21 protein-coding genes are annotated in these 22,801 nt (G+C 65.8%); 15 read left to right on the forward strand and 6 right to left on the reverse strand.

The window, feature by feature from the left end:
* The first annotated feature begins 12 nt into the window (after positions 1–12).
* Together P3H15_RS09435 and P3H15_RS09440 are read left to right on the forward strand one after the other, a co-directional pair.
* A complete protein-coding gene (locus P3H15_RS09435) occupies positions 13–336 on the forward strand; it encodes a YciI family protein (RefSeq protein ID WP_346348766.1) in 324 nt (107 codons plus the stop codon).
* Positions 333–1,568 (forward strand): RNA polymerase sigma factor, encoded by a 1,236-nt coding sequence (locus tag P3H15_RS09440; protein WP_276136995.1) that lies wholly within the window; start codon positions 333–335, stop codon positions 1,566–1,568. Before P3H15_RS09435 ends, P3H15_RS09440 begins: the two co-directional genes overlap by 4 nt.
* Positions 1,569–1,593: 25 nt before the next feature.
* Here the strand turns inward: P3H15_RS09440 and P3H15_RS09445 are convergent, their stop codons facing one another.
* Positions 1,594–1,920 (reverse strand): hypothetical protein, encoded by a 327-nt coding sequence (locus P3H15_RS09445; RefSeq protein WP_276136971.1) that lies wholly within the window; start codon positions 1,918–1,920, stop codon positions 1,594–1,596.
* A gap of 377 nt (positions 1,921–2,297) precedes the next feature.
* Positions 2,298–3,149, reverse strand: a complete 852-nt coding sequence (locus P3H15_RS09450; RefSeq protein ID WP_276136972.1) for an NAD(P)-dependent oxidoreductase — start codon at positions 3,147–3,149, stop codon at positions 2,298–2,300.
* A 261-nt stretch (positions 3,150–3,410) separates the two neighbouring features.
* Here P3H15_RS09450 and P3H15_RS09455 point away from each other — a divergent pair, with 261 nt between their 5' ends.
* The 4 genes from P3H15_RS09455 to lexA all read left to right on the forward strand — a co-directional run bounded on the left by P3H15_RS09455 (position 3,411) and on the right by lexA (position 8,827).
* Complete coding sequence (locus P3H15_RS09455) at positions 3,411–4,673, forward strand: CdaR family transcriptional regulator (RefSeq protein WP_276136973.1); 1,263 nt, start codon at positions 3,411–3,413, stop codon at positions 4,671–4,673.
* Between the two features lie 107 nt (positions 4,674–4,780).
* Positions 4,781–5,674 (forward strand): hypothetical protein, encoded by an 894-nt coding sequence (locus tag P3H15_RS09460; RefSeq protein WP_276136974.1) that lies wholly within the window; start codon positions 4,781–4,783, stop codon positions 5,672–5,674.
* Positions 5,675–5,782: 108 nt separating this feature from the next.
* The gene (locus P3H15_RS09465; RefSeq protein WP_276136975.1) at positions 5,783–8,104 is read left to right on the forward strand and encodes a LuxR C-terminal-related transcriptional regulator; all 2,322 of its coding nucleotides are present in this window, start codon (positions 5,783–5,785) and stop codon (positions 8,102–8,104) included.
* 60 nt (positions 8,105–8,164) lie between these two features.
* A complete protein-coding gene (gene lexA / locus P3H15_RS09470) occupies positions 8,165–8,827 on the forward strand; it encodes a transcriptional repressor LexA (protein WP_276136976.1) in 663 nt (220 codons plus the stop codon).
* Between the two features lie 10 nt (positions 8,828–8,837).
* Here the strand turns inward: lexA and P3H15_RS09475 are convergent, their stop codons facing one another.
* On the reverse strand, positions 8,838–9,986 hold the full coding sequence (locus P3H15_RS09475; protein WP_276136977.1) for a helix-turn-helix transcriptional regulator: 1,149 nt from the start codon (positions 9,984–9,986) through the stop codon (positions 8,838–8,840).
* Between the two features lie 88 nt (positions 9,987–10,074).
* Between P3H15_RS09475 and P3H15_RS09480 the strand changes: the two genes are divergently transcribed.
* Both P3H15_RS09480 and P3H15_RS09485 read left to right on the forward strand, forming a co-directional pair.
* On the forward strand, positions 10,075–10,545 hold the full coding sequence (locus P3H15_RS09480) for a grhN (RefSeq protein ID WP_276136978.1): 471 nt from the start codon (positions 10,075–10,077) through the stop codon (positions 10,543–10,545).
* A gap of 11 nt (positions 10,546–10,556) precedes the next feature.
* On the forward strand, positions 10,557–11,360 hold the full coding sequence (locus P3H15_RS09485) for an MBL fold metallo-hydrolase (protein WP_276136979.1): 804 nt from the start codon (positions 10,557–10,559) through the stop codon (positions 11,358–11,360).
* Positions 11,361–11,489: 129 nt separating this feature from the next.
* On the opposite strand, the gene P3H15_RS09490 is transcribed toward P3H15_RS09485, so the two are convergent.
* Positions 11,490–12,671, reverse strand: coding sequence for a CdaR family transcriptional regulator (locus P3H15_RS09490; protein WP_276136980.1), 1,182 nt, complete (start codon positions 12,669–12,671; stop codon positions 11,490–11,492).
* Positions 12,672–12,816: 145 nt separating this feature from the next.
* On the opposite strand from P3H15_RS09490, the gene P3H15_RS09495 reads away from it, so the two are divergent.
* From P3H15_RS09495 to P3H15_RS09515, 5 genes are read left to right on the forward strand one after another with little or no spacing between them, the layout of a single operon-like run.
* Positions 12,817–14,328 carry a long-chain fatty acid--CoA ligase gene (locus P3H15_RS09495; protein ID WP_276136981.1) on the forward strand — a complete coding sequence of 504 codons (1,512 nt, stop codon included), beginning with the start codon at positions 12,817–12,819 and terminating at the stop codon, positions 14,326–14,328.
* Positions 14,329–14,330: 2 nt separating this feature from the next.
* Positions 14,331–16,034, forward strand: coding sequence for an alpha/beta hydrolase (locus P3H15_RS09500; RefSeq protein WP_276136982.1), 1,704 nt, complete (start codon positions 14,331–14,333; stop codon positions 16,032–16,034).
* 19 nt (positions 16,035–16,053) lie between these two features.
* Positions 16,054–16,506 carry a MaoC family dehydratase gene (locus tag P3H15_RS09505; protein WP_276136983.1) on the forward strand — a complete coding sequence of 151 codons (453 nt, stop codon included), beginning with the start codon at positions 16,054–16,056 and terminating at the stop codon, positions 16,504–16,506.
* Positions 16,503–17,336 (forward strand): poly(3-hydroxyalkanoate) depolymerase, encoded by an 834-nt coding sequence (gene phaZ, locus P3H15_RS09510; protein ID WP_276136984.1) that lies wholly within the window; start codon positions 16,503–16,505, stop codon positions 17,334–17,336. Before P3H15_RS09505 ends, phaZ begins: the two co-directional genes overlap by 4 nt.
* Positions 17,333–18,517: an acyl-CoA dehydrogenase family protein gene (locus P3H15_RS09515; protein WP_276136985.1), complete on the forward strand. Its 1,185-nt coding sequence runs from the start codon at positions 17,333–17,335 to the stop codon at positions 18,515–18,517. Before phaZ ends, P3H15_RS09515 begins: the two co-directional genes overlap by 4 nt.
* Before the next feature lie 96 nt (positions 18,518–18,613).
* Here the strand turns inward: P3H15_RS09515 and P3H15_RS09520 are convergent, their stop codons facing one another.
* Together P3H15_RS09520 and P3H15_RS09525 are read right to left on the reverse strand one after the other, a co-directional pair.
* Positions 18,614–19,837, reverse strand: coding sequence for an FAD-binding oxidoreductase (locus P3H15_RS09520; RefSeq protein WP_276136986.1), 1,224 nt, complete (start codon positions 19,835–19,837; stop codon positions 18,614–18,616).
* 68 nt (positions 19,838–19,905) lie between these two features.
* On the reverse strand, positions 19,906–20,505 hold the full coding sequence (locus P3H15_RS09525; RefSeq protein WP_276136987.1) for a short chain dehydrogenase: 600 nt from the start codon (positions 20,503–20,505) through the stop codon (positions 19,906–19,908).
* A 69-nt stretch (positions 20,506–20,574) separates the two neighbouring features.
* On the opposite strand from P3H15_RS09525, the gene P3H15_RS09530 reads away from it, so the two are divergent.
* Both P3H15_RS09530 and P3H15_RS09535 read left to right on the forward strand, forming a co-directional pair.
* Positions 20,575–21,468, forward strand: a complete 894-nt coding sequence (locus P3H15_RS09530; protein WP_276136988.1) for a LysR family transcriptional regulator — start codon at positions 20,575–20,577, stop codon at positions 21,466–21,468.
* A gap of 496 nt (positions 21,469–21,964) precedes the next feature.
* Positions 21,965–22,801: histone-like nucleoid-structuring protein Lsr2 (locus tag P3H15_RS09535; RefSeq protein WP_346348767.1), on the forward strand; the 837-nt coding region annotated here is incomplete at its 3' end.

Consider the following 22,801-nt stretch of genomic DNA (forward strand, 5'->3'; position numbering starts at 1 on the left):
GAGGATCTTCCGATGCAATATCTGGTTTCCGTGATCGACGACAAGAGCAATCCCGGCAGCGCCGACCGGCAGCCTGCCATCAGCGCGTTCAACGAACGACTGATCGCCGAGGGCTACTGGGTCTTCGCCGGCGGACTCGCAGACACCACCACGGCCACGGTCATCGACAACCGGGGCGAGCAACCGGTATTCAGCGACGGGCCGTTCGTGGAGTCGAAGGAGTACCTTGCCGGCGTCTGGGTTTGGGAGGCCCCCGATCTGGATGTGGCGCTCGCGCTCGCCACCGAGGCGTCGAAGATTTGCGATCGCAAGATCGAGGTGCGGCCATTTCACTGAGCGACGCCTGCGACGCGATCACCCGGGCCCACCACGAGGAGTGGGCCCGGGTCGTCGCCGCACTGACCCGGCGTTTCGGCGACCTCGACATCGCCGAGGACGCGGCCGCCGAGGCGTTCGCGACCGCCGTCGAGCGATGGCCGGCCGACGGCGTGCCCCCCAACCCGGGCGCCTGGCTCACCACCACCGCCAACCACAAGGCCATCGACCGGATCCGGCGCGAGAACAAGCGCGACGACAAGCACAAGGAGGCTCGAGTGGTGCACGACGACGACCCGCCCGAGCCGCTCGGCGCCATCGACGACGACCGGCTCCGGCTGATCTTCACCTGCTGTCACCCGGCGCTGGCGATGGAAACCCGCGCGGCGCTGACGTTACGCATGGTCGGCGGTCTGACCGTGCCCGAAATCTCCCGCGCGTTCCTGGTGACCGAGAGTGCGATGGGGCGGCGGATCACCCGCGCGAAGGACAAGATCAAGGCGGCGCGTATCCCCTATCGAGTGCCGTCCGCCGACGATCTCCCCGCCCGGGTGTCCGGTGTCCTCGCTGTGCTGTTTCTCGTGTTCAACGAGGGCTACCTGACCACCGGCCCCGACGCCGATCCGATACGTGACGACCTGACCGCCGAGGCGATCCGGCTCACCCGCCTGATCCGGGACCTGCTTCCCGACGATGGGGAGGTGGCCGGGTTGCTGGCGCTGATGCTGCTCACCGAGGCGCGCCGCACCGCCCGGGTGTCGGCGAGCGGCGAACTGGTCGCTCTCGACGAGCAGGACCGCGGGGCCTGGGACGCGGCACTGATCGCCGAGGGGCACCGGTTGGTGCGCGAGCGCCTGGCCGCTGCCGCCGCCGGGGTGGCTCCGGGTCGCTATCAGATCCTCGCCGCGATCAACGCCGTCCACACCTCTGCCCGCGACATGCGCGACACCGACTGGTCGCAGATCCTCGCCCTCTACGACCAACTGGTCCGCATCGACCCCTCGCCGATCATCGCCCTCAACCGGGCCGTCGCCGTCGCAGAATTCGACGGCCCGGAGGTGGCACTGGCAACCGTCGACCGTCTCGAGGGCACGTTGGCCGGCTATCACGCCTACCACGCGACCCGCGCCGACCTGCTACGCCGATTGGGTCGTAGTGAGCAGTCGCGCGCCGCCTACGACAAAGCCATCGATCTGGCAGGCAACACCGCCGAGACTGCCTACCTGACCCGACGCCGCGACCAACTGCGGTAGCGCCCACCGATCCTGGCGATCGTGTTCACAGTTGCGCGAGCATGGGGAAGAGGGCGATCGCGGACACGGTGATGCCCGCTGCCCCGGCGACGACGCCCAACAGGGCCCGCAACGATGCTGCCTCGTCGTCGACATCCGCGGACCGCGACGTCGCGATAGCGCCGCAGACGACCGCGGCTATTCCCAGGATGAAGCCGAGTCCGACCACCCAGAACGACGCAACGGAGACAGCCCCCAAGGCGATCGACACGGCAGGCAACCGTGAGCCGTGCTGTTTCCCTGTCTCGTCGGTGTCGACGGAGGAAGACATGCAGTTGTCGGCACGGGGGCTGTGGGGGACGGCGGCGGTCATGATCCTCCTTCGTACGGTTGGCGCGTCGGTTGTGTATGGGACGTGCCCGTCCACGAACACGAGCAGTGTGGTCGAGGCCCCAGCTTGTGACCTGGACCCCACTAAGAAATTAGCACTCATGCCGGGTGAGTGCTAGCTCTTTTTGCTAAGTAACTTCGGTCCATGCTATTGATCCGTGCGGTGTGCGCAGTTCGCCGGACCTCGATACCCGCACCCCGCGATCAGACGAGCGGCGGTATTTCGAGGTATGGGTGCAGGGCCGGCTCGCTGATTCGAGCCCAGCGATTCGAGCCGGCGCCAAGTCGGTGTTCGATTTCCCCGGCAGGCGGCGCTCGCTCTACTTGCCTCGGCTTGGCAGCGGTCTGACCCGCCCGGTCTCACATCTGGTGTGCGAGATCCGGTCCATCGACGAAGATGTCGACCGTCAGTGGTTGCTCACCGCCGTATTCCGCGAAGTCGGATACACCGGCCTCTGCGAGGACCTCGACGTCGAGGAACGTCCTACCGTTGTCGGTGCCGGCGGGGCGGCTGAGGAGTTCGATTGCCGCGTCGGCCATGATCTCGGGTGACCGAGAGTGGTGCAGGCTTTCCCGGCCGCCGAGCAGGTTGCCGACTGCCGCGGTGGCGATCGTGGTCTGCGGCCACAGGCAGTTACAGGATAGGTTCGTGTTCCGGTACTCGGCTGCAATGCCCAACGCTGCCAACGTCATTCCGTACTTGGCGAGCATGTAGCCCGGGTGCGCGCCCAGCCACTGCTGTGACAGATTCAGGGGAGGCGACAATGTCATCACGTGCGGGTCGGCGGACTTCCGAAGGTAGGGCAGGCAGGCACGAGTCAAGGCGAAGGTGCCGCGAACGTTGACTTGCTGCATCAGATCGAATCGTTTGAGTGTGAGGTCTTCGGTCGGTGACAGGTCGAGCACGCTCGCATTGTTGATCACGATGTCGATGCCGCCGAAGCGGTCGACGGCGAGATCGACGGCCCGCGCGATGTCGTCGTCATTGCGGACGTCTCCCACCACGGGCAGGGCGTGTCCGCCGAGTTCGGTCAACTCACTGACCGCGGTGTGGATGGTTCCCGGTAGCCGGGGGTCGGGCGTGCCGGTCTTGGCCAGCAGGACGACGTTCCCGCCCCGGCGTGCGATTGCGCGCGCAATCGCAAGACCGATGCCGCGGCTCCCTCCGGACATAACTGTGGTTCTTCCTCGGAAATTGCTGGGGTCGTTCAAGGTTGATTCCTTCGTCTGTGGCGGCCCGTGGGGAGTGGCGGCTGACCGAACGACTCCACGATAGGGAACATTCGAGACCGTGGCGACGTCCTGGAGGAATCAAGAATGCTCGCCTATTTGTCCGGTAAGGACAAATAGCGTGACAGTCGGGTGTCGAGGAAATGCGGTGTGCTGATTCGCAAATATCCAGGTAGGGAACGCCTCAGGTGATGGTTGGGGGATTCGTCGTCCATTGGCACCGAAGACCGATATTGTCTTCGCATGGCATCGAACGAGGAACGAGCCGCATTGCTTGTCGCCAGAATCGCGCGTTCCCTCAACGAGCGGCTGGTGTCGCTGACGGCGGACATCACCAGCGTGCTCTACGCGGAGATCCCGGATCTGCGGGCGGACCGCCAATTGTTCGATCTGCTGGGGGCGAGCGTGGAGGGCAACCTCGACACCATCTTCCATACCTTGCAGCACAACATCGCTCCCGAGGATCTGGACGCACCGGCCGCCGCCTTGGAGTATGCGAGAAGGCTCGCCCAGCACGGCGTTCCCGTCAACGCGCTGGTTCGCGCGTATCGGTTGGGGCAGACCAATCTGCTCGGGCTGGTGTTCGACGAGTTGCGTGCGGCTTCGGTGCAGCCGGAACTCAGCATGCCGGTGCTCGAACGCATCATCACGGTCATGTCTGTCTACATCGACAGGGTGTCACAGCAGGTGGTGGCCGTGTACGAGCGCGAAAGGGAACGGTGGCTCGCTCACCGGAGCAGTGTCCGCGCCGTGCGTGTTCAGGAGATTCTGGCGGGCAATGCACCTCCCGATGCAGGGGCCGCCCTGGGTTATGTTCTGCAGCAGAGTCACCTGGCCGCGATCGTCTGGAGCTCCGACGCCGATTCGTCCGACATGCTGTCCCGAATCGAATCTGCGGCACACGATTTCGCGACCCATGTGGGTGCGGTGGCCGACCCGCTGTTCGTGGCCGCAGACCGGGTGACCGGCTGGGTGTGGGTTCCGCTTGGCTCACGGTCACGTCCCGAGCGGGCGCAGGAAGATTTGTGCGACTTCCTCGCGCGGAGGCATCCCGGACTGGTCGTGGCGCTCGGTGCCGCGGCCGCGGGAATCGAGGGTTTCCGGCAGTCCCACGGTCAGGCGCAACGTGCGCGAGCCGTGGCCATCGCGGCGGGTCAGAGCGCACCGGTCGTGACCGCATACGACGAACCCGGAGTATCGACGGTTGCCCTCTTGATCGAGGACTTGGTGGCCACCCGCGCCTGGGTGCGCGGCGTTCTGCGCGGACTCGCTGCGGACAACGAGAATTCGGCCAGGTTGCGCGAGACCGTGCGGGTCTATCTCGCCCACAACCTGAGCAACGTCGCTGCCGGAAAAGAGCTTGATCTGCACCACAACTCGGTGAAGTACCGCGTGAAAAGGGCAGCCGAAGTGCGGGGTAAGGATTTCGCCGGAGATCGGCTGGACGTCGAACTCGCACTGCTCGTGTGCCAATGGCTGGGACCCGCGGTCCTGGTCCCGGATTAGGTCACCGCCCCCGCGGTGCCGGTGACGCAAGTCTTGACACAGCGTCAGCCGCGACGTTTGACTGATCATAAGTTATCTCGCCGGATGGTGTTCTGGGAGGTTGACGTATGCGCGGCACAGGTTTGGCGGGACATCGACGCGGAGCAACCCCCCACCGCAGGATGTTCTCGGTACTGGCACTGGTGGGCGTGTGCCTTCTCGCCCTGGCAACTGCCGGGACGGCCGGCGGTGAACCGGCTGCCGACACCGGGTTCGCGATCCCCTTCTCCGGGGACCCCGGCTACGAGGGTCTGGCGCCGACGCAGCTGACGAGCCCGGGTCAGCTCAACGCGCCGCTCGGTCAGCAGGTGGCGGACGAGATCGCCGTGCAGATCGGGCTCGACCGGTCCGACGCGCTGTCCGAGCAGCAGTATCGCGACCTCATCACCGGCGGCGGAGTCGGCGGCAGCAGCGACGCCGCCGAGGTGATCGATGCGTGCGCCAGGATCCTCACCAATACGAACGACCGTCCCCTCTATTCCGACGTCGACGGCCGCAACACGCCGTCGGTTCTGGCCAGCTACGGGCTCTACGTGAACCCGAGCGGACTGCTGGAGAGTCCGGCCAACGCCGACGCGCCGACGCGGCAGGTGAACTCGTTGATCGCTCCCGGCGGTTTCGTGGGCACCTGGTTGAGGAACAACGGCGCGACCCACACCCTGATAGCGCTGTACGAGTCGGCGTACACGGTGCAAGCGGCCTTTGGCTTTGCAGCGCAACAGATGTCGGGCGAAGCTCAACTGGTGACCAACACCAAGGGCGGTGTGAGCGCGGAGGTCGGCATGTCGATGGCGCCGCCGCTGTGGATTGTGAACTTCGCACTGCTCTACGTGCTGCAGCCGTCCCTGGCGGCCGCGATGCCCGCCTATTGGGCTCCCATTCCTCCGGCGGTTGCCGACGCGGTACGGTCGAGCCCCACCGGCCAGGTTCCTTTCGGTGACTATGCGTCCTACTTACAGTGATCCGATTTCGGATTCGACCCACTGCCGCCTTTGATCGCGTCGCTGCGAATCCGGATTCTGCGGAGGTACCTTGGTCGGAGGCGCGCGTGAGATGAAAGTGACGGCTCCATGGCTCCCGGTGACAGGACGAATGCGGGAAACCTTCCCCATGAGCTGACGAGTTTCGTCGGCCGTCGCCGTGAGGTCGTCGAGGTTCGCAGTCTGCTGTCGGTGTCGAGGCTCGTGACGTTGACCGGTATCGGGGGTGTCGGGAAGACCAGGCTCGCGTTGCGGGTCGCCGCCGATTCTGCTCGCGCGTTCGAGGACGGCGTGTGGTTGGTCGAGTTGGGAGAGGTATACGAGCCGGGTGCGGTCGTCGACGCGGCGCTGTCGGCGTTGGGGCTGCGCGAGGGCGCAGGCGTCGCACCCGAGGCCCTGCTCGTCGAATATCTCGAGCCCCGGAAGCTGCTGCTCGTGCTGGACAACTGTGAGCATCTCGTCGAACCGGCCGCCGACCTGGCGCGTCCCCTTCTGCGCGCGTGCCCGGAGCTTCGGGTTCTCGCGACCAGCCGGGAACCTCTCGGTATCGGGGGAGAAGCGGTGTTCCGGGTGCCGCCGCTGACCATGCCGGACCCCAACCGCCAGGCCCAGGCCGCCGGGGAGTTCGACCACTACGAGTCGATGAGTCTGTTCGCCGAGCGCGCGGCGATGGCGGTCCCGGGCTTCGCCATCACCGAGAACAATCAGGACGTGGTGGCGCGGATCTGCCGTCGACTGGACGGCCTGCCGCTCGCGATCGAACTGGCGGCGGTCCGGCTGCGAGCGATGTCGGAGGACCAGATCCTGCGACGGTTGACGGACCGCTACGGTCTGCTGACCACGGGCAGCCGTGGCGCGCCGGTCCGGCAGCAGACCCTGGCCTGGTGTATCGACTGGAGCCACGAGTTGTGCTCGTCCGCCGAGCGGGAGTTGTGGGGGCGGCTGGCGGTCTTCTTCGGCAGCTTCGCGCTCGACGCCGTCGAAGGCATCTGCGCCCACACCTCCGCGGCGGACCAGGTGGTGGATGTGGTCGGGTCGTTGATCGACAAGTCGATTCTGATCCGGGAAGAGGCCGGGGGAACGGTGCGGTACCGGCTGCTCGAAACGCTGCGTGACTACGGTACGGAACGGTTGCAGGAGACCGGGGAGTTCGCATCGCTGTTGCGACGGCACCGGGACTGGTACGAGCACCTGGTGCTGCGGGCGGAGTCGGAATGGATCAGCTCGCGGCAGGTGGGCTGGCTGGTGCGTCTGGACGCCGAATTACCCAATATTCGTGCGGCGCTGCAGTTCTGCCTGACCGGTCCGGCCGAGGCGGCGGCGGGACTGCGGATGGCGGCGGCGTTGTACCCGTACTGGCGGGTGCGGGGCCGGTTGCGGGAGGGCATGCGGTGGCTCGCGCAGCTTCTGGCGGTGCAGGGCGGCACGGCCGACGTGGAGCGGATCAAGGCGTTGTACGTGCTCAGTGTGCTGTCCGGGCTCAACGGCGACCCGGATGCGTCGGCGCTGTATGCCGAGCGTGGAGCGGCGATGGCGGCGCAGCTCGGTGATCGTCTCGGCGGGGCGCTGATGGCCGATGCCGCCGGTTGGCATGCGCTGTTCACCGGCGAGTCCGCGACGGCGTGCGAGTACTTCGAATCCTCGCTCCCGGTGTTCCGGGAGGACGGCAATCCGCTGTATCTGATGTGGTCGCTGCTCGGGCTCGCGCTCGCTTGTGACGCGGCCGGAGACCGTGCTCGGAGTGAGGAGTGTCAGCGGGAGATTCTGGCGGTCACCGAGTCGCGGGGCGAGTCCGTGTACCGGGGGTGGTCGCTGTGGGGTGCGGCGATGGGGGCGTGGCGGCGGGGCGAGGGTTCCCGTGCGAAGGATCTCGTGACGCGGGGGTTGCAGCTCGCGCGGTTGGTGGACGACCGCATCAGTGCGATGGGGTGCCTGGAGCTTCTGTCGTGGATTGCGGTGGACGACGGGGCGCCGCGGCGCGCGGCCAGGTTGATGGGTGCCACCGAGGCCCTTGCCCGCACGGTGGGGAGTCAGAGCACGATTTTCCCGAACGCACACCTCGAGCACGCCCGGTTCGAGCAGGAGGCCCGGCAAGCGATCGGTGACCGCGGATTCGAGACGGAATTCCGGCAGGGCCTCGGAACGCGGTTCGACGACGCCGCGGCGTATGCCCTCGAGGAGACGGGACCTTCCGACAGCTCGGTCGAGCCGGGGGCGACGAGTCTCACGAGGCGCGAACAACAGGTCGCCGAACTCGTCGCCGAGGGCCTGACGAACAAGGCGATCGCGGCCAGGCTGGTCATCTCGCAACGCACCGCGCAGGGGCATGTCGAACACATCCTGTCCAAGCTGGGCTTCAACTCCCGTGCGCAGATCGCGGCGTGGAGCATCGAGCAGAAGCGCGGCGAGTAACGCCGATCGCACGCCCACACCCTGCCGTAGGGGTTGTCGTCACCCCCTACGATTCCTCGGGTGACCGATTACGACGATCTCGACATGTTCGGTGGCCTCGACGCCTCCACCCTGCCACCGCGCCAGCAGCGGATTCTGGCCACGATCCGGGACTGGGTGGCGGCACACGGATGCTCGCCGAGCACCCGGCAGATCGGGGACGCCGTGGGCCTGCGGTCGACGTCGTCGGTGTCCAAGCACCTGAAGAGCCTCGAGGAAAAGGGCTTTCTCCAGCGAGGCTCGGCGATGGCCCGGCAATTGGACGTGCGCCCGTTCCTGTCCGAGGCGAAGCAAGGTCGCTCGTCCGACAACAGCGTGACGGTACCGGTGGTCGGCGACATCGCGGCCGGCGCGCCGATCCTCGCGGAGGAGCATGCCGACGAGATGCTGACGCTCCCGCGTGAATTCGTCGGCTCCGGCACCGTGTTCGGGCTGCGGGTGCGCGGCGAGTCGATGATCGACGCCGCGATCTGCGACGGCGACGTCGTCGTGGTGCGCCGCCAGGACGAGGCCCATTCCGGTGAGATCGTCGCCGCGATGATCGACGGCGAGGCCACGGTGAAGGTGCTCCGGCGCCGCGACGGCCACGTCTTCCTCGAGCCCCGTAACCCTGCCTACACCGTCATCGACGGCGACGACGCGGTCGTCCTGGGCAAGGTGGTCTCCGTGATGCGGCGGATCTGAGGAGGCCCTCTCAGCGGCGACGATCCGTCGGCCACGGGCCACCCCGGAGCGGCCGGTCGGCGAGCGCTCGCGTCTCGTTGTCACGGAACCGTGGTTCGTAGTGGTGGAAGAACACCGTGCCGACCAGGTCTCGTCGGCTGTGCACCCCGGTCTTGTCGAAGATGCTCTTGAGGTGTTGCTGGACGGTGTGCGCGGACACGGACAGCTCGGTCGAGATCTGCGACGTCGACGCCCCCTGCAGCACCAGGGTGGTGACCTCCTTCTCCCGCTCGGTCAGTCCGTACGCGGACATCAACAAAGGATGGAGCCGACTCGGGTGTGCGGGTTCGACGATCACGGCGATTCGCCGCCGCCCGGTGGAGGAGAGGCACGCACCGTGAAGCACCACCCAGGATCCCGAGCGGGAGAGCACCCGGGAGAGCGCGACCTCGCCGAGGTGATCGCGGTCTTCTGCCGAGCGCAGCGCACGGGCGGCGAGGGTGATCACCGCGGGCGGCAGCTCGCCGCGGTCCCAGTTTCCGCCGGGGAGGTCCGCCATCCACCGGTCGACACCCGCGGTGGCCGATTCGACGTCCCACTGGTCGTCGAGCACGATCAGTCCTGGCGAATCGGAGTACTCCGGCTCCGCGGCCTGCCCGCACAGCAGTGCGCGGCGGGCGCCGCCGGCCAGAACCGGCGAAATCTCTGCGAGAAAAGACTTCTCGGTTTCGGTGAACATCGGCATGCCTTCGGCACGGTAGAGGGACAGCGCTCCCCAGGTCTCGCCCGAGCGGGTGCGGAGGCGGGCGATCAACTCCTGATCTCCGCCGAGCGTGCGGTTCCGGCGCCAACGCGGGCTGTGCGACGGATCGCCCCCGGCGGCATCGTGCAGCGTGGAAAGCCCGGTGGCCGAACGCATCACGCCGGGTACCGACTGGACGTCGTCCTCGTAGTACTCGGCGGCCAGCCATTCGCCGGGGAACTCGTCCATGCCGAGGTGGTAATGACTGGTCATCAGCAACGACACCGGGTCGAGAGTGAACCAGCAGGGTGTCCAGAAGTAGGGGACAACCCCGGCAACGACTTCCGACGCGTCCTGCCACAACGCGATCAGGCCGCGCGGCGCGGCGCACAACTGTGCGATCTTATCCGCCGCGCGCTGCACGGAATCCACGCTCACCCGTCAATGGTACGAGTCCGGATCGGCCGCCGGGAATACCACATTTGTGGAATGGTGTCCCTGGCGCGCCGCGCATAGCGTCGGTGACATGTCCAAGTCCGATACCGCGACCGTCCGCCTGAGTCCGCCGCCGCCCGCACTGATGCGGCTCGTCAATCCGGTGGTGCGGCGTGTGCTCACGACCCGGTGGTCGGGCCGGCGTATTCGACGCCAGGGATTGATCGAGTTCACCGGGCGCCGCACCGGCCGCACCCTGCGTGTGCCGGTGTGCCTTCACGACGTCGACGGTGAGACGGTGATCTTCACCGAGCGGCCGTGGCGGTTCAACTTCGCCGGTGGTGCAGCCGTGACGGTGACCCGATGCGGCCGCGTCCGACGGGGCCGTGCCCTGCTGCTCGACGTCACGCCCGCCGAGGCCGGCGCAGCGTTCCGGGCGGCTCTCGACGACGGGGCCTCACCGTTCGAACTGGGTCTGAAGGTTTCCCGCGGATACGTCCCTTCCGCAGTCGACCTGGCGGGGATCGCCAGGTCGTTGATCCGCATCGACTACGATCAGTGAGGAGAAATCTCATGCGTATCAACAGAATACGACACGACATCGCGGTTCTCGGTGACGCGCTCGAAGTGCCCGGAATCGGACATCTGCCGGTGAACGCCTACGTTCTGCTGGCCGCTGAGCCCGTCGTCGTCGACACCGGACTGAGTCTGCCCGGCCGGGGCTTCATGGACGCACTCGGATCCGTCCTCGACCCCGCCGACGTCGAATGGGTGTGGTTGACCCACCCGGACCGTGATCACACCGGCGCACTGTTCGACTTGCTCGATCAGGCGCCGCACGCGCGCCTGATCACCACGTTCGCGGCGATGGGCATCATGTCGTGCGAACGGCCCCTCCCGTTGGACCGGGTGTACCTGCTCAACCCGGGACAATCCCTCGACGTCGGCGATCGCCGGCTGACGGCGCTGCGGCCGCCGCTGTTCGACAATCCGAGCACGGTCGGCTGCTACGACGACCGCAGCGGGTCCTACTTCTCGTCCGACTGCTTCGGGGCCCCGATGGAGACCGCCGAACTCGCCACCGCCGACGACGTCGGCTACTGCGTTCCCAGCGTGGTCCGCGCCGCCCAGCACCTGTGGGCCACCGTGGACAGTCCCTGGGTGCACATGGTGGACGAAGCCAAATTCTCGGCCACCGTGTCGACGTTGCGGGACCTCGACCCCCGGCGAATACTCGGCACTCACCTGCCGCCGGCGGAGGGGCGCACCGCCGAGTACCTCGACATGCTCGCCGCCGCCCCGCAGGCCGATCCCTTCGTCGGGCCCGACCAGTCGGCGCTCGAACAGTTGCTGGCGGGCTTCGAACCCGCCCACTGACAATGTTGCCGAATCCCGACCATGCCTGGTTGACATCTCAGGCGCGACAACGGGACTGGGCGCGCGTCGGCGGCATCAAACTCTTCGCGGACGGCGATCAGGATGCCGAGTGCCCTGAACGTGCTGCCGTCAGGGCAGTAGTCGGTCGATCTCGAAGGCCAGGCAGAGTTCGGCGACATCTCTTGGCCGCGACAGCGATTTACCGGTCCACTCTTCGATGCGGTGGAGTCGATGCCGGACGGTGTTCGGATGGCAGTAGATCTTCGCCGCGGTCTCGTTCGCCGAACCACCGGTATCGAGCCACGCCGCGAAGGTGTCCACCAGAATTTTGCGCTCCTCGGGTGGCAGGTCATCGATCGGTCCGAGCACGGACTTCCCGATCCGTTTCATGGCCTCGGGTGCGCTGACGGCGGCGAACGCGAGGGCAGTCCCGTCGAAGACCGTGATCAAGGAGTCGCCGGACGGTCTCTCGCCGGTGGCTATCCGGGCGAGTCGGAGTGCTTCGCTGGTCTCGTTGAGGTCGTCGAATTGTGGGCTGATGCCGACGCGCGAGGTGGCAACGGTGTCGAGGACGTCGATCAGCTCGTGGAGGATGTCGGGGCGGCGGAGGAAGACGATGCCGACCTGGAGGTCGGGTAGCAGTCGCCATGCGGAGCGGATGTCGCGGACGTCGAGCTTGCTTGCGATTTCCGGGAGTCCGAGTTTGCCGATGGCGGGAACCTGCGCTGCTACAACGACATACGGTCCGGCTGTCGGTAACCGCAAGAGGTCGGCGGTCTCCCACAGGCTCTGTGTGTCGGTGATGCGGCGGAACAACAACGCTTCCACGAGCGCCGAACGTTCCTCCTCGTGGTTGAGGACCTGAATCGTTTGCTGGTGCCGGTACGCGTCGGTCATCGCCTGGGTGAACATGTCCTGGGCGATGAGGATCTGCGACGTGGCGTTCAGGATCGCGTCGAGCGGCACCCCGCTACTTCTCGCCTCGGTGACCGTCTTCTCCCACATGAAGCGGAAGCCGACCCGGTACGCCGCCATCACCGCCGGCAACGGGACGCCGGCCAGCGCCCGGGAGGTCCCGGTCGCTTCCGCCGCGGAAACGTCCATAGCGGTGTCTCCGGCCAGCGCACGAAAGACGAAGGTCATGTTCGCGCTGCAGCTGCGCTGGATCTCGTCGGCGCTCACGAGGGTGTTCGACCGGTAGTAGTCGATGTCGCGACGGATGACCGCGGCCAGCGCGGCACCGAACTCGTCGGCACGGGCCAGCATCGCGTCGGCGAGTTCGACGATGGGTGGATCTGGTCGTCCCTCCATACCGACACGATAGGCCGAATCGACGCCGGTTGTGAGCGCACACACCGGCGGCCCGTTGACGTTGTTCCCGCGGCCATCGACTGAGGCGGCTCCGGGAGTCACCCTTGAATCAACGGCAAAACGCCAACAGTCACCGGAGGTCCTCTTGTCCAATCTGAGTTTGAATCTTGTTGCCTCAGCTCGAAAATACCCGGACAAGATCGCGCTTCGCTGCGACGATCAGGAATTTACCTTCACCGAGTTCGACGCGGCGGCCGCGCGGGTCGCCACCTTCCTCGACCGCGAAGAAATCGTGGCCGGCGATCGGGTCGGGCTGATGCTGCCCACTACGCCGGCGTTCGCGCTGGCCTTCTACGGCATCCTGCGCAGCGGTGCCATCGCGGTGCCCATGAACCCGTTGCTCAAGTCCCGCGAGATCGAGTTCTACCTGTCCAACACGGGTGCGACAGCGCTTTTCGCGACACCGGCCTTCGCCGCGGAGGCCACCGCGGCCGCCGCGGCAGCCGGAGCGAAATGCTGGCTGGTCGACGATGCCGACCTGGTGAGGCTGACGGCGGATCTACCCGAACAAGTGAGTCCGGTCGACCGCGCCGATACAGACACCGCCGTCGTCCTGCACACGTCGGGGACGACCGGCAAGCCGAAGGGGGCCGAACTCACCCACGGCGGCCTCGACCGCAACCAGGACGTCGCCGCGCGCACCCTGATCGAACTGGGGCCCGACGACGTAGTGATGGGGTGTCTGCCGCTCTTTCACGTCTTCGGGCTGACCTGCGGGCTGAACACCTCGGTGTCGGCGGGTGCGACGCTCACGCTGATCCCCAGATTCGACCCGCATACGGCCCTCGACGTGATCGAACGCGACGCAGTCACGGTGTTCGAGGGCGTGCCGACGATGTACTCGGCGCTGCTCGGTGAGGCGAGGGGGTTTCCTTCCTCGGCGACGGCGTCCCTCCGCGTCTGCGTATCCGGCGGCGCCTCCCTGCCGGTTCAGGTACTCACCGACTTCGAGAAGACGTTCGGTGCCACGATTCTCGAGGGCTACGGGCTGTCGGAGACCTCCCCGGTAGCGTCCTTCAACCACCTGCACCGCGAGCGCAAGCCCGGATCGATCGGTACCCCGGTCGAGGGTGTCGAGATGCGGATCGTCGACCTGGTGGGCCACGAGGTCCCGCAGGGCAAGCTCGGCGAGATCCAGATCCGGGGTCACAACGTGATGAAGGGGTACTGGAACCTGCCGGAAGCGACGGCGTCGGCGCTCTCGGTCGATGGCTGGTTCTCGACCGGTGACGTCGGCAAGGTCGACGAAGACGGCTGCTTCTACATCGTCGACCGCAAGAAGGACCTGATCATCCGCGGTGGTTTCAATGTCTACCCCCGGGAGGTCGAGGAGGTGCTCTACGAGCATCCGGTGGTGGTCGAGGCCGCGGTCGTCGGTCTTCCGCACGACTCGCTCGGCGAGGAGATCGGCGCTGCGGTCGTCCTCGAGGACGGCGCTCGGGTCGATCCCACCGAACTGCGCGACTTCGTGAAGCAGCGAGTCGCCGCCTACAAGTACCCGCGCCGCGTGTGGATCGTCGACAGTCTCCCGAAGGGAGCGACCGGCAAGATTCTCCGCCGCGAGGTAACCGTTCCTACAACCGAAAGCACCACGTAGTCATGACGAACCCGACCAAGAGCCCGACCACGAGCCCCGACGAGCTCGCCGCGCCGTTGGACCTGCTGCTGACCAGCTCCACCCGAGGATTCTTCGGGCGAATGCTCCCGAATGGGGCCTGGGCCCGGTCCGCGGTCGATCTCACCAAACGGCAGCGCACACTCGCTCGTCGCGGCACTACCCTGGCGCGCGAACTGGGCACGATTGCCGTCGGGACCTGCGAACGTGCCCCCGCGAGGAGTGACAAACGCTTCGCCGATCCGGCATGGCAGGGCAATCCCCTGCTCAAGCGAACCATGCAGGCGTACCTGGCAGCTGCGGAGACCGCCGACAAGCTGTTCGACGATGCCCAGTTGGATTGGCGCGACGCGGAGAAGATGCGGTTCGTTCTCGACAACATCATCGAGGGGTTGGCGCCGACCAACAACCCCCTCATCAGCCCGGTCGGTTGGAAAGCAATGATCGACACCGGCGGTCTGAGCGCCGTGCGCGGATTGAAAGCCTTCGCCCGTGACATGCTGTCCCAGCCCAGGATTCCGGCGATGGTGGATCCCGACGCGTTCGCCGTCGGCGAGACGGTCGCCACCACCAAGGGGGCTGTGGTGTTGCAGACCCGGGCGTTCGAACTGATCCAATACGCACCGCAGACACCGAAGGTGCGCTCGATCCCGCTGCTGATGATCCCGCCCGTGATCAACAAGTACTACATCATGGACATCGCTCCCGGTCGCAGCATGATCGAGTACTTCCTGCAGCAGGGCCAGCAGGTCTTCACGATCTCGTGGCGCAATCCCCAAGCCCGGCACCGCGACTGGGACGTCGATACGTACGGCGCGGCGATCATCGAGGCGCTCGATGCGGTGCAGAAGATCGCCGGGACCGACAGCGCGCACCTACTGGCGACCTGCTCGGGTGGCATCCTCGCCGCCATGACCGCGGCCCATCTCGCTGCGATCGGCGAGGGCGATCGGATCGCCGGACTCACGCTCGCCGTCACGGTGCTCGACCAGAACAGGGCCGGCTTCGCCTCGGCCGCAATGAGCGAGCGCGCAGCACAGGCCGCCATCCGAGCGTCGAGGTCCAAGGGGTACCTCGACGGACGGGCGATGGCCGAGGTGTTCGCGTGGCTGCGACCGACGGACCTGGTGTGGCGGTACTGGGTGAACAACTACGTGCAGGGCCGCTCGCCTGCGGCCTTCGACGTGCTGTTCTGGAATGCGGACACCACCCGGATGGCGGCCGCGCTGCACCGCGACCTGGTGCTGATGGGACTACGCAACGCGCTGACCACTCCCGGGGCGGTGAGCATGCTGGGAACCCCGGTCGACCTGTCGAAGGTCACCGCGGACTCGTACGTCGTCGGCGGTGTAGCCGATCACATCTCCCCGTGGCAGGCCTGCTACCGCAGTGCCCGGCTGCTCGGCTCCAAGGACAACCGGTTCGTCCTCTCGTCGAGCGGCCACATCGCGGCACTGGTCAACCCGCCGGGCAACCCCAGGGCCTCGTTCCGGATCGGCCAAGTCGATCAGGACACGGCCGAAGAGTGGGTGCAGACGGCCGAGCAGACCACCGACTCGTGGTGGCCGGACTACATCAGCTGGCTGGCCGACCGCAGCGGCCCCGAAGTCGACGCCCCGCACGCCCTTGGCGGGTCGGGCTATGCACCCCTCGCCCCAGCGCCCGGCACCTACGTGCACCAGAACTGACACCATCTGAGAGAAGACGATGACCACACAGATCGCCAACCCGGCGGACTTGCTCGACCTGACCGGACGGACCCTCGGAACCACCGCGTGGTACGAACTCGGCCAGGACCAGGTGAACCTCTTCGCCGACGCGACCGGCGACCATCAATGGATTCACACCGATCCCGAACGTGCCGCCCGGGGGCCGTTCGCGGGGACGATCGCGCACGGCTACCTGACGCTCTCGCTGGCCCCGCGAGTGCTCGCCGACGTCCTGACCATCGACAACGTGCAGGCCGCGCTGAACTACGGGCTGAACAAGGTGCGGTTCCCGGCGCCGGTGCCGGTCGGTGCCAAACTCCGGGCAACGGTGACCGTCACGTCGGCCCAGCACAAGCCCGCCGGCGTCGAGGTCGTGTTCGGACTGACCTACGAGGTCGACGGCACCGAACGCCCGGCCTGCATCGCCGATGTCGTGGTGCTGTACCGATGAACGCGGCCATCGAGGCCGAGAGATTCGTCGCGACCGCCGGTCAGCGGATCCGCGTCAGCATCCGGCCCGGATCCGCCGGCACCCGACGTGTTCCGCTGGTCTTGTGCAACGGCATCGGGGCCAGCTACGAGGTGCTCGATCCGTTGGTGGCGCAGCTGGATCCGGAGATCACCGTGATTCGGTTCGACGTTCCCGGCACCGGCGGATCCCCCGCGTCCGTTGCCCCCTACGGGTTTGCCTACCTGGCCTGGATGCTGGGGCGGGTGCTGACCACACTCGACCTCGGCGTCGTCGACGTGCTCGGGTTGTCCTGGGGTGGGGCGCTGGCACAGCAGTTCGCCGTCCAGAATCCGCGCCGGTGCCGGCGACTGGTCTTGGCCGCGACCGGCACCGGCGCAGTGATGGTTCCCGGCAACCCTCGGGTGCTGGCCAAGATGCTGACACCGCGCAGATTCCGCGACCCGGCCTATGCGGCCTCGATCGCCGGCGACCTGTACGGCGGCACCGCGCGCCGGCAGGGTGACGACGTTGCCGGGCTCTTCCTCCAGCAGCTGCACGCCGGATCGAAGATCGGCTACTTCCATCAACTGCTCGCCGGAGCGGTATGGACGAGCCTGCCCCTGCTGCCCGCGATCAGGCAGCAGACCCTCCTCGTCGCGGGCACCGACGACCCGATCGTGCCCGTGGTCAACGCCCGCATCATGAATCAGCTGTTGCCGCATTCGACCATCCATCTGCACTCCGGCGGACACATCGACCTGGTCACCAATGCCTCCGAACTCGCGCCGGTGATCACCGCCTTCCTTCACGACCCAGGAGTAAGCCCATGAGCCCCAGCCCGAACATCGACACGTCGGATTTCTATGCATTCGAGCAGATGCTCTCCGACTCCGAGCGCGCAATGCTGCACTCCGTACGCGATTTCATGACCACCGAGGTCGATCCGATCATCAACACACATTGGAATGCCGGGACCTTCCCGTTCGAGATCGTGCCCGGACTCCGGAAACTCGGCATCGCCGGCGTGCCCTACCAGGGCCATGGCTGTGCCGGACGGAGCTACCTGCTCGACGGGATGATTGCGATGGAGCTGGCCCGCACGGATTCCTCGATAGCCACCTTCAACGGCGTGCACGGCGGCCTCGCCATGGGATCGATCTACCTGTGCGGTTCGGACGAACAACGTGAACGCTTCCTCCCCTCGATGGCACGGTACGAGAAGATCGGATCCTTCGGGCTGACCGAACCCGACGTCGGCTCGGGTGCGTCGGGCGGTCTTACCACGACCGCGGAACGTGACGGTGACACCTGGACCCTGAACGGGCAGAAGAAATGGATCGGCAACGCGACGTTCGGCGACCTCACCGTCATCTGGGCCAAGGATGTTGCCGATGGCCAGGTGAAGGGATTTGTCGTCGAGAATTCCTCGCCGGGATTCACGGCGGACAAGCAGGAGCACAAGATCGCCCTCCGGATCGTGCAGAACGCGCTCATCACGCTCGACAACGTGCGGGTTCCGGAGCACAACCGCCTACAAGGCGCGAACACATTCACGGACACCGGCGAGGTGCTCCGACTGACACGCGCGGGCGTGGCCTGGATGGCAGTCGGATGCGCGCGCGGCGCATACGAGAACGCGCTGAGATATGCCTGCGCTCGTGAACAGTTCGGCCGGCCGATCGGCGGCTTCCAGCTCGTGCAGGACCTGCTGGTGCGGATGCTCGGAAACATCACCTCGTCCTTGGCCCTGTGTGCACGGCTGTCCCAGTTGCAGGATCAGGGGCACGCCGAAGACCGGCACTCGTCGCTCGCCAAGGCATTCTGCACGGTCCGCATGCGTGAGACCGTCGGCTGGGCGCGGGAGCTGATGGGCGGCAACGGAATACTCCTGGAACACAACGTAGGCCGATTCGTCGCCGACGCGGAAGCGATCTACTCCTACGAGGGAACCAGGGAAATGAACACCCTGATCGTCGGACGGTCGTTGACCGGACGCAGCGCCTTCGTGTGACGCCCGCGACACCGTCCCCCGCAATTCTGCGCCGAGCGAGAACCCGGCCCACATGCTCGCTCCCGCCGGCACAGGAGAAGTGGCGCCGCTGGGTCTTCAGATGACAGCCCGTTCGATCAGCGGCTCGTTCTTGGCGATGCGCTCGTAGGCGAGCGGGGACAGGTCGAGAGTCCGGAATTCGCCGTAAGTGATCAGTTCGGCGACACCACGACCGCAGGCGGGTGCCTGCTGGCTACCGTGACCTGAGAACCCAGCGCACATCAGCAGGTTCGTGACCTCGGTATGGGGGCCGAGGATCGCATTGTGATCGAAGGTGTTGAATTCGTAGTGGCCGACCCAGGAATCGATCACCGTGACCTCGCCGATCGTCGGCAGGCGGTTCGCGATGACCGGGAGGATCTTCTCCTCCCAGATGCCTTCCTCATAGGCGAAATCATCGAAACCCACTGCGGGATCGCCACCCCACGGTGGGCACCCTACGAGGTAGTTGCCTTCCCCGAACGACCTCATGTGGACGCCGGTGGGATCGATGGTCAGCGGCAGGTCCTGATCCAGCGGAGTCTCTGCGGAGAAGATGTAGGTGTAGCGGCGGCGAGCTTCGATCGGCAGATCCGCGCCCGCCAATTGCGCGACGAGTCCCGCGCGGGTGCCTGCGGCGTTGACAACCGTTCCCGCGCTGATCACCTCACCGGTCTCGAGCGTGACGCTGTCGATGCGTTCACCCGAGCGGGTCATGGAGACGACTTCGTTCTCGATGTAGTCGGCACCATGTTCCCGAGCCTTGCCGCGGAGCCACTCGACCATGGCCAGGGCATCGAAGGCGCCTTCGTCGACGGTGTTGAGGCTTCCCGCAACGATGTCGTCGAGGTTGTAGAAGGGATACTTCTCGGCGATCTGGTCACGCGCGAGAATCGCGGTGCCGGCCCCGCATGATGCCTGAAGCTGCTGATCCTCACGCAGTGTCTCGGCGAACTCCTCGTTGTCGGCAAGGTACAGGTACCCGAAGGTCCGGATCGGAATGTGCGGGATGGCGAGGTCTCCACCCAGGTTCTCCCGGAAGTTCTTCACGAATTCAGCCGCGTACTGGGCGATCTCGACGTTGATCGGGGTGGCGAACTGTTGACGCATACAGTTGTTGCTCGCCATGGTGGCGGAGTGCGTCAGCCCGGCGTCGCGCTCGACAACCAGGATCGAGCCCGTGAAGTCGGGGTTGGTGCTCAGGTACCACGCGATCGCGGAGCCGCTGGTGGCGCCGCCGATGATGACGACGTCGTACGCATGCTGCGTGGGTTGCCGAGGGAAAGGGGAAGTGGTGCTCATGGGGTGGGATCGCTTCCTTACGGTGATAGTGAGACTGCGCTGAAAGGCTGGGTTCTCGGCATCGAGCCCTAGCCAAGTTTGTAGATTTGACCGGTCTGTGCGCCTTCGATGGAGCGGATGTAGGCCTGCGCGACGTCGGCGAGATCGACGGAGGGGAAGCCGGGGAAGTAATCCCCGTACGCATCCAGTGCCTCGGTGAACACGGTGGGGCTGACGGCGTTGATGCGCTGCGGGGCGATCTCGATCGCGGCGGCCCGAACGAAGGCTTCGACCGCCCCGTTCGCGAGGGACGCGGCGGTCCCGGTGGGAATGGAGGTACGCGCGAGGATGCCCGTGATGAGGGTGAACGATCCCGTGAGGGAGACCCGGTCGATCCCCTGGCGGACCAACTCCACCTGGCTGCGGACCTTACCCGCGTACGCGGCGAAGTAGTCATCGTCGGTCATCTGCTGAATGGGCTTGTACGGTACGACGCCTGCAGCGCTCACGACGGCGTCGAGTACACCCACCTTCTCGTAGAGTGCGGCCACGGCTCGAGGGTCTGTGATGTCGGCACGGAAGTCGCCTCCGGTGCGGTTGGCGGTGACAATTTTGTGGCCACGATCTGCGAGTGCGGTGTAGACCGCAGATCCGAGTCGGCCGGTGGATCCGATAAGCAGGATGTTCATGCGGCCAAGTTATCGACACCGACGGTAGGAAGAGAAATACTTCTTGACGACCGGTTATGCTTGAAAGTTATGAATATCGAGTTGCGGCATCTGCGTGCGCTTGCGGCGATCGGGGACGAGGGAAGTATCACGGCCGCTGCTGCCGCCTTACATACGGCGCAACCAGCGTTGTCGCGCACACTCAGTCAACTCGAGGAGCGGGTCGGAACACGGTTGGTCGAACGAACCACGCGAAGTTTGGAACTTACCGCGGCAGGCAGGCGGTTATGGGAAAGGGCACACCGCATACTTCAGAGCGTCGACGACGCCATCGCCGAGGCCACGGCCGGACCAGCTCCCCTGCGGGTCGGATACGCATGGTCGGCGCTGGGGCGGCATACGGTGGCGTTGCTACGAACCTGGAAGGACGAAAATCCCGATGCGACGCTCGTTGTCAGGCAGGTCGACAACCCCGAACTTGCCCTGAGGAAGGGCGAGGTCGACATTGCGTTCTTCCGGTCGTCGTTCCCCAGTCCGGACACGTTCGAACACGTGCTCCTCGGGTATGAAGATCGCATGGTTGCGGTTGCCGAGGACGATTCGCTCAATCAGACAGGTCCGTTGTCACTCAGCGATTTGTCGAGGCGACGCATTGCACTGTGCTCCACCGCGGGAACGGCTGACTTGGATCTGTGGCCGGCGAACGAGCGTCCTGAAAGGACGATGGTCGTTGCAAATGTTGACGAGTGGCTGACCGCGATCGCTACAGGTGAAGCGATCGGGTTAACCAGTGTCGCCACGGAATACAGCCACCCGCATCCAGGCGTCAGCTACACCGCGCTACCCGATGTCGCCCCGGTGGAGGTGTACCTCACGTGGCCCCGGAACGATCGCCATCCGATGACCGGGCAGTTCGTCGAGCACGCGCGTTACCTGCTGAGTAAGGAGACCACCGCCGCCCATCGAGCGCCAACCGGGCGCTAGGGGATCGCGGTTGTCGGTGATGATCGGCGTCGAGGGCAGGTCCTGAAGACGACGATCGCCGCGTATCACCGTCGTGGCTGGGGTGAGGGCAATGCGGACGTTCATTGGGTTGGGGCAAGCCCCCTGGGGAGGGCGTTGGGCGAACAGTGACTCGCCGACGACTGGGGTGTGTGTTTGGTAATCGACTGGTGAGGGTACGAACGTAATTTGTATCGGTTATGGTTTGCTTACAGTTTCAGACGTCACGACTCGGTGCAGGTGTGACCCGGCGCACGCTTTGCTGAAACCCCTCATCGCCGAATGCGTCAAAGCTGACGTATTTGATGCTGCAGCGGGCGAAGCATTTTCGAGGGTGGTGGGGAAGCGGCTTTCGGGGGCGAGTCGCGATGTGGAGCCCGGAGTATCGTGTTGGCCTGCCCGGATAGGTAATAGCTGGAGACGTCGAAAAGTTAGCTCAGGTGAGCTTTTTGACTACCGAGAGAAGTTTGCCGTTACTGTGTGCGTTCGACGATTGCCCGCGAAGAAGGAGAACAAGATGGCCCAGTCACCGAAGGGTTCGAAAGGTTCGGCGAAGACGACCAGAGAGATTCGCGAGTGGGCGATCGGTGCGGGTCTTGATGTGTCGCCACGTGGTCGGATTCCGGCGGAGATCGTAGAGGCTTTCGAGGGCGCTCAGGCCAAGAAGGTTCAGGCGAAGACGGTTCAGGCGAAGAATTCGGCCACCGGGAAGGTGGCCGTGACGAAGGCAGCCTCGAAGAAGGTGGCCGCGAAGAAGGCTCCGGCGGCGAGGACGACCAAGGAGATTCGCGAGTGGGCGATCGGTGCGGGTCTTGATGTGTCGCCACGTGGTCGGATTCCGGCGGAGATCGTAGAGGCTTTCGAGGGCGCTCAGGCCAAGAAGGTTCAGGCGAAGACGGCTCCGGCGAAGAAGCTCGCCGCAAGGAAGCCAGCCGTGAAGAAGGTAGATACGGAGAAGCCTGCCGCGAAGAAGGCTCCGGCGGCGAAGACGACCAAGGAGATTCGCGAGTGGGCGATCGGTGCCGGTCTTGATGTGTCCTCTCGTGGCCGAATTTCGGCGGAGATCGTAGAGGCTTTCGAGGGCGCTCAGGCCAAGAAGGTTCAGGCCAAGAAGGTTCAGCCAAAGAAGGTTCAGGCAACAACGGTTCCGGCGAAGAAGGTCGCTGCGGGCAAGCAGGCTGCTGAGAAGGCAGCCGCGCAGAAGTCGGTTGTGAAGACGGCGGCCGTGAAGGAGGTAGATACGGAGAAGCTTGTCGTGAGGAAGGCTCCGGCGGCGAAGACGACCAAGGAGATTCGCGAGTGGGCGATCGGTGCC

The organism is Rhodococcus sp. T2V, assembly GCF_029269925.1.
GTDB lineage: Bacteria > Actinomycetota > Actinomycetes > Mycobacteriales > Mycobacteriaceae > Rhodococcus_F > Rhodococcus_F koreensis.

Bases quoted from the DNA above. Each gene is read 5' to 3' on its own strand.
- P3H15_RS09455 (WP_276136973.1), top strand. From the start codon at position 3,411: ATGGCATCGAACGAGGAACGAGCCGCATTGCTTGTCGCCAGAATCGCG.
- P3H15_RS09500 (WP_276136982.1), top strand. From the start codon at position 14,331: ATGACGAACCCGACCAAGAGCCCGACCACGAGCCCCGACGAGCTCGCC.
- P3H15_RS09505 (WP_276136983.1), top strand. From the start codon at position 16,054: ATGACCACACAGATCGCCAACCCGGCGGACTTGCTCGACCTGACCGGA.
- P3H15_RS09520 (WP_276136986.1), bottom strand. From the start codon at position 19,837: ATGAGCACCACTTCCCCTTTCCCTCGGCAACCCACGCAGCATGCGTAC.
- P3H15_RS09485 (WP_276136979.1), top strand. From the start codon at position 10,557: ATGCGTATCAACAGAATACGACACGACATCGCGGTTCTCGGTGACGCG.
- P3H15_RS09445 (WP_276136971.1), bottom strand. From the start codon at position 1,920: ATGACCGCCGCCGTCCCCCACAGCCCCCGTGCCGACAACTGCATGTCT.
- P3H15_RS09515 (WP_276136985.1), top strand. From the start codon at position 17,333: ATGAGCCCCAGCCCGAACATCGACACGTCGGATTTCTATGCATTCGAG.
- P3H15_RS09465 (WP_276136975.1), top strand. From the start codon at position 5,783: ATGGCTCCCGGTGACAGGACGAATGCGGGAAACCTTCCCCATGAGCTG.
- P3H15_RS09460 (WP_276136974.1), top strand. From the start codon at position 4,781: ATGCGCGGCACAGGTTTGGCGGGACATCGACGCGGAGCAACCCCCCAC.
- P3H15_RS09530 (WP_276136988.1), top strand. From the start codon at position 20,575: ATGAATATCGAGTTGCGGCATCTGCGTGCGCTTGCGGCGATCGGGGAC.
- P3H15_RS09490 (WP_276136980.1), bottom strand. From the start codon at position 12,671: ATGGAGGGACGACCAGATCCACCCATCGTCGAACTCGCCGACGCGATG.
- P3H15_RS09525 (WP_276136987.1), bottom strand. From the start codon at position 20,505: ATGAACATCCTGCTTATCGGATCCACCGGCCGACTCGGATCTGCGGTC.
- P3H15_RS09435 (WP_346348766.1), top strand. From the start codon at position 13: ATGCAATATCTGGTTTCCGTGATCGACGACAAGAGCAATCCCGGCAGC.
- P3H15_RS09480 (WP_276136978.1), top strand. From the start codon at position 10,075: ATGTCCAAGTCCGATACCGCGACCGTCCGCCTGAGTCCGCCGCCGCCC.
- phaZ (WP_276136984.1), top strand. From the start codon at position 16,503: ATGAACGCGGCCATCGAGGCCGAGAGATTCGTCGCGACCGCCGGTCAG.